This is a genomic window from Trichothermofontia sp., assembly GCF_053493415.1.
Genome location: NZ_JBRCAD010000203.1, coordinates 1 through 5907, shown reverse-complemented (window position 1 = coordinate 5907; position 5907 = coordinate 1). Strand labels below are relative to the sequence as shown.

Sequence of the window (5907 nt, the reverse complement as noted above, 5' to 3'; positions counted from 1 at the left end):
GACAAAGCTGCTTCAAGATCAATTTGACAAGCTTCGGGAATGAGGCTATCATAGAACATCATTTTTTATTTGTTAGAGGACAGAATACTGCATTCTGTCCCTTTTTTCCATCGCTTAACCTAACTTTCAACACTTCTGGCCAGCCACCTATTGCAACCCCTCAGTATCCTGCCAGCCCCTATGTCAGATTCCGTATCGCTTAACCTATCCCCGGCAGATTTACACCCGATCGTCGCGGCTAGCTTTGCCCAAATTGACCAGGAAATTGGTGCCCATTCCTTCTCCCCTGCCGAGTACGCGATCGTGCAACGGATCATCCACAGTACGGCTGATTTTGAATTTAAGGACCTGATGCGCTTCAGCCCGGATGCGATCGCCCAGGGAATCACCGCCTTGCGAGCAGGCGTGCCCATTGTTGTCGATGTCGGGATGGTGCGGCAGGGTATCCAAGGCATGGTGACCCGCACCCTCGGTAACCCCCTCATCTGTGCCGTCGAACAGGTGACGACTGCCGCGCCCGATCGCACCCGCACGGCAACGGGGCTCTTACACTGTTGGCACCAGTATCCCCAGGCGATCTATGTCATTGGCAATGCACCCACTGCCCTGCTCGCCCTGTGCCAGCAAGTTAACCAGACAGCCCAGTTCCCTGCCCTCATCATTGGGGTACCGGTCGGGTTTGTCGCTGTGCTGGAGTCAAAAGCTGCCCTGCGGGCAACTCCCGTACCTAAAATTTGGGTGGAAGGCCGCAAGGGCGGATCAGCCGTTGCCGCCGCGATCGTGAACGCACTTTTACGATTAGCGATCGCAGCCAATATGCCAGGATAGCAGAAGGGTATCTGATAAGATTAAGGGCTGATGAGATCTTGATGATTACGCTGTCATCGCCATCCAACTTTTGGTGATTACCCTATGGTTGCTCCCCCCGCCTCACAAACCTTTGGTCTGTCCCTAGACACGATTCCCGCTAGTGATGAATATTTAACCCTTAACTTTTCACCAGCCTCCGTTCCCCGTCGTCGCCGCTGGGGTAATTATGGTCTTTCCGCCGATTTTTTAGGCGACTACTTTGCCGCTTTTTTCCCCGGCGACGAGATCCCCGATAGTAAAATCAACCGCCGTGACACGGTCAAAGCCGCCGTTAGCTATATTGCCAATGAGTTAATTGAAAATGCTGTTAAATACAGCGATGAGAGTAGTGGTCTACCGATCAGCATTACCCTACATCTTTATGAACAGGAAATTATTTTTGAAGTCACGAACTACAGCACCCCTGCTTGGGCTAGCACCTACCAAGCCTTTATCCAAACCTTGTTAGCGGCTGATTTAGGCGAATTTTACATCCAACAATTGGAGAAAACCGCAATGGGAGGGGAGATGTCTAACATGGGGCTGCTGACGATTATGAATGACTATGGGGCGAAGATGGGCTGGCGGTTTCAAGCCATTGACGATCACTCTGAGATTATGAAAATCACCGTGATGGCCTGGTTGACCATTGCTGACTAGGGTGACGAGGGTTGGTGTTCCATTACCCCGGTGGCCCCAGGGCTACTTCAATCGGGTCTCCACCCATTGCAGGGTTCGATGAAAAACATTGATGTTCAGTGATGCAGTCAGGAGTGAATACCTGTGGAAATTAAAACTGACGATTATGTCGTGCGGTATGAGCCGGAAACTGCGACTGTCTTTTTCCGAGGATTCCTGCGTTTGGAGGGAATGGAGGAGTATCGACCGATTATGGATCTCCTCCTGGATGTGCTGGCCAAATCCCCGGTATTAACTGTTAACCTGCGGGAGTTGGAGTTTCTCAATAGCTCCGGCATCAGTATGTTATCGATGTTTGTGGTGAAGGTTCGTCAAAAGGGAGATGCGGCCCTTGTCTTCCAGGGATCGGACCAGGTTCTCTGGCAGGCCAAGTCGCTGAAAAATCTGCAACGGTTGATGCCCTCTCTTCAACTAGATTTTACCTAAGGGGCTGATGTCTCAGGATGATTGCGATGCCACCCGTAAACCCACCGCGCGATTCTCCAGTGAAGACGCTACGCGATCGCTGCGTTACCAACTTGGGCAATTGCAGGCCGAGGTCGAACGATTGCGCCAGGAAAACCAGGATCTACAAATCGCCCTCCTGACCACCACAGAACATGGTGATCTGATCGAGGCCCAACTGCATACGGCCAATCAACAGTTGCAGGCTGAGATTCGGGAACGGCAACTGGCCCAGGCAGCGCTTCAGCAGATCCTGGAGACAGTGCTGCGGGACAAGGCGGACCTAGAACTGATTCTGGAGGCAACGGCGGCGCATGGCGATATGTTGGAGTATGAGTTTTATACCCAAGCCGTCGCCGCAATGCGCCAGTCGGAGGAGACCCTGCGCGAACAATCCCAGCAACTGGAACAGCAGGTGATGGCACAAACGGCCCAACTGCGTCAGGCGGAGGAGAAGTATCGTAGCATCTTTGAAAATGCGGCGGAGGGGATTTTTCAGATAACCGAAGCAGGGCAGTATCTCAGTGCGAACCCGGCATTGGCCACGATTTTGGGGTATGAGTCAGCCGCCATGTTGATGGCCCGTGTGGAAGATGTGGGCAGCCTATATGCCCAACCCAAGCGGCGGGATGAGCTGCTGGTCTACCTGCGTCAGTTTGAAACGGTGTCTGAGTTTGAGTCCCAGGTCTATCGCGCTGATGGTTCCCTGATCTGGATCTCAGAAAATATCCGCACGGTGCGGGATGTGGCGGGACAGGTCCTCTACTATGAAGGGAGCGTTCAAGATATTACTAACCGCCGCCAGATGGAGCTTGAGTTGCGGGAACAACGCCAGTTAGCCGAACGCTTGTTGCTCAATATTTTGCCACCGTCGATCGCGATGCGGTTGAAGCAGGCCCAAACGACAATCGCCGACTCGTTTCCTACCGCGACGGTCCTTTTTGCCGATATTGTCGATTTTACGGTCCTGTCAGCCACCACGGCGCCAGAGGAAATTGTTAACCTGCTGAATACAATTTTTTCAATGTTCGATCGCTTGGTCGATCGCTACCGTTTAGAAAAAATTAAAACGATCGGGGATGCCTACATGGTAGTGGGTGGTTTACCCAAACCCCAGGCCGATCATATAGATGCTATGGCCAACTTAGCGTTAGATATGCTGGCCGCTATTGAACACTTCCGCACCCGGGATAACCAACCGATTACCTTGAGAATTGGCATCCATACGGGACCCGTCGTGGCGGGGGTTATTGGAACCCGGAAGTTTAGCTATGACCTGTGGGGCGATACGGTCAATATTGCCAGCCGCATGGAATCCCAGGGCAAAGCGGGGGCCATTCAAGTCACGGAGATTGTCTACCAAGCCCTCGCCGCCCACTACCACTTCAAGCAACGCGGCAACATCCACGTCAAGGGGAAGGGCATGATGCCGACCTATTGGCTCCTCGGTCGCAAAAACCAGCTTTGAGCAGGGCAACAGGACGATCGGCCCCGATCGTTACAAGGAGCAAACCACCCGGAAACCAATATCGTTGCGGCGATCAAGGGGGGAAAGACCATCCCGCACCCACGATCGGCAGAGGCCCGCGTAGCTAAACCAGGAGCCGCCCCGCAACACCCGATAGCCCGGATCACCCTCGGACTCCCAAATGCTGGCATAGGTGGGTGCTTGGACATAGTTATCATGCCAGGGATCAGCACACCACTCCCAAACATTGCCATGCATATCGTAAAAGCCAAAGGCATTGGCCAGACGGAAACTACCCACGGAGGTAGTTTGTTGGCGATATTTACCCGTTGGACAGGCGGCAAAAGCATAGCTGGCATCATAGTTGGCCACCGCCGCTGTCATCACCTCGCCAAAGTGGAAGGGCGTGGTTGTTCCCGCCCGACAGGCATACTCCCACTCGGCTTCGCTCGGTAGGCGATAGGAACGTCCCGTAAGGCTTTGCAAACGGCGACAAAATTCCGTCGCTTCATTCCAGGACACCGTTTCTACCGGGCGGTGCTCCCCCTGGAAATAGGCCGGGTTAGTGCCCATCACGGCCTGCCACTGGGCTTGGGTAATGGGGGTCTGGCTCATGGCAAAGGCGGCAACGGTGACCAGATGTTGGGGTAGAGCCGTTGTGCGGCTCCCCGTTTCCTCTGGGGTAGCCCCCATTAGGAAAATGCCGTCTGGGACCATCACCATTGTCAGGTGCTGTTGGTTGCCCAGGAACTCTTCAAAGACTTGGGCCTGGTGGCGATGATATACCGACGCGATCGTCCGGTGCCAGAGCACCCGTTTGCGCCGCAGGGTAACGCCCTCAACCTGGACAGGTTGGAGCCGAGGGGGTAGCGCTGGGGGGATCAGGTACGTTGGCGCTGGGGCTGTTACCGTCGCGGTGACCAACGATTGGGGGGCCGGTGAACGGTGCGAACTTGCCCCTGGAGTAGGCAACGGCTGGCCAGGGGAACGGGGCAGGGCAGATTGGGCTAGAGAGAAAGAGGGGGAGGGAATAGCGGGAGGTTGGGGAGATGCACCACCAGGGGCAAGGCTACGCGAGCGCCGAGCACGCTTGCGATTGGCAGTTGGCATCGCCTTGAGATCCCGGAGGACTTCACTAGCTGTAGCATAGCGTTCCTTCGGTGAGCGGGCCAACAGGCGATCGAGGATCTGGACCAATTCCGGACGCAGGGGTTTGGGGAGGGCCGTCTGCCAACACCAGCGATCGCCGATGAGGTCATAGAGTTCCAGGGGGGATCGGCCCGTTAACAGATAGAGGCAAGTGGCGCCCAAACCATAGAGATCCGTCGCAAACCCAACCTGCCTCCCATTGAGTTGTTCGGGCGCAGCATATCCCAGACTGCCCACCACCGTACCGGGGCGGCGACTGTTGGTCAACTGCCGGGAAGCCCCAAAGTCAAGCAGGACCAACTGTCCTGCCTTGGCCCCCGTGCGCTGGGGGCCAAACTGGCCAGAAATAGTGCGCCGAACGATGTTCTCCGGCTTGATATCCCGATGGACAACCCGATGCTGATGGATAAAGTGCAGCAGGGGCAGCAGATCCGCCAGAAGGTCCTGGATTTTGCCCTCAGAGAAGAGGCCCGCTTTCTCCAATTCAGCCTGGAGGTTTTGGCCCTCAATATACTCCTGAACAAGGTAGAGGGCATGGTCTGTCCGAGTCTGGGTAGGGATCTGGGCCGGGGCCGGGGGACGCGGTGGGGTGGCCTGGGTTAGGGTTTGATCGAAATGGGCTAATAACCGGGGGATTTGGGGTGATTCCTCTAACTGGTGTAGGCGTTGGGCTTCCTCGTTGAACAGACGCATGGCCGTTTCCATCAGCTTGGGGTTGTGCTGAATCTCTGGGGGGGGTGAAAACTGCTTAATCACACAGGCAGACTGGAAACGATCCTCATCGATCGCCAAAAACGTCCGACCAAAGCCCCCTTCCCCTAACTGCCGCACCGCGCGGTAGCGATCGCGCAACAAAAGTTTAGCACCACAAGTCTGGCAAAACCGAACCGCCTTGGGATTTTGCGGTTGGCGACAATCAGGATTGAGACAGTAACTCATACCAGGGGCACTTTAGAGAACTTTACACACTGGATTATTGAACTGAATTGAGGCGTGAATCCGTTATAAAAGGAGAGCAAGGGTAGCAGCGTTCTATGATGTCTTTCTGGGGCGAGTACAGCTATCCGGATTTAGCCAAACTTGGACCAACGGTAACCCCCAGCTTGACGTCCGTCTCAACCCCAATCCTGACAAAGTGCGTATCGTCGAAGAAATTAGTCCTTGCTGCCCATGTGCTGCTCTACCTATGCCTGATCTACCCACGCCTGATCGGTCGATGCCCCTACACTCGTTCATTTCCCTACTGTACGTGGCGGCTCCCTAGCCTTGTCATCTGCCCCCTGATAGATCCCCCGCCC

At 55.0% G+C, this 5907-nt stretch carries 5 protein-coding genes; 4 read left to right on the top strand and 1 reads right to left on the bottom strand.

What is annotated here, in order from left to right; translation table 11 throughout:
- Window positions 1–180 precede the first annotated feature (180 nt).
- The 4 genes from ACWIUF_RS17915 to ACWIUF_RS17900 all read left to right on the top strand — a co-directional run bounded on the left by ACWIUF_RS17915 (window position 181) and on the right by ACWIUF_RS17900 (window position 3460).
- Window positions 181–828, top strand: a complete 648-nt coding sequence (locus tag ACWIUF_RS17915; RefSeq protein ID WP_448573884.1) for a cobalt-precorrin-8X methylmutase — start codon at window positions 181–183, stop codon at window positions 826–828.
- A gap of 84 nt (window positions 829–912) precedes the next feature.
- A complete protein-coding gene (locus tag ACWIUF_RS17910; RefSeq protein WP_448573883.1) occupies window positions 913–1509 on the top strand; it encodes a slr1658 superfamily regulator in 597 nt (198 codons plus the stop codon).
- A gap of 123 nt (window positions 1510–1632) precedes the next feature.
- On the top strand, window positions 1633–1974 hold the full coding sequence (locus tag ACWIUF_RS17905; RefSeq protein ID WP_448573882.1) for a slr1659 superfamily regulator: 342 nt from the start codon (window positions 1633–1635) through the stop codon (window positions 1972–1974).
- 7 nt (window positions 1975–1981) lie between these two features.
- Window positions 1982–3460 (top strand): adenylate/guanylate cyclase domain-containing protein, encoded by a 1479-nt coding sequence (locus ACWIUF_RS17900; RefSeq protein ID WP_448573881.1) that lies wholly within the window; start codon window positions 1982–1984, stop codon window positions 3458–3460.
- Window positions 3461–3490: 30 nt separating this feature from the next.
- Here ACWIUF_RS17900 and ACWIUF_RS17895 read toward each other — a convergent pair whose 3' ends face one another.
- Complete coding sequence (locus tag ACWIUF_RS17895) at window positions 3491–5548, bottom strand: SUMF1/EgtB/PvdO family nonheme iron enzyme (RefSeq protein WP_448573880.1); 2058 nt, start codon at window positions 5546–5548, stop codon at window positions 3491–3493.
- Window positions 5549–5907 lie beyond the last annotated feature (359 nt).